Genomic DNA, 317 nt, shown 5'->3' on the forward strand with positions numbered 1-317 from the left:
GTTCGCCAACTGCGCCGATCGGAACAAGATTTTCATTGCCATCCAAAACATATAAACCCGTATTAGAGACCGGTCTTCCGATAGGAACCTTGGTCAAGGAGGCTACCTCTTCGGGCACGGACCAACTGCTAACGTGAACAGCCGCCTCGGTAGGTCCGTATAAATTATCAAGACGTACACTATGAAACAGCGCCCTAAATGATCGTACTTGTTCTAGGGTCAGGGCTTCTCCACTACACAACACCCTGCGTAATGAGCTACAATCCCCAGCGGATGATCCCGCTAAAAAGGCCCCCAACATCGAAGGAACAAAATGG

1 protein-coding gene is annotated in these 317 nt (G+C 49.8%); it reads right to left on the reverse strand.

Annotated elements, in window-relative coordinates:
- The coding region (locus tag AC04NP_RS30765) for an AMP-binding protein (RefSeq protein ID WP_482863967.1) at nucleotides 1-317 on the reverse strand (317 nt) is incomplete at both ends.

Source organism: Agaribacillus sp. DX54 (assembly GCF_056858335.1).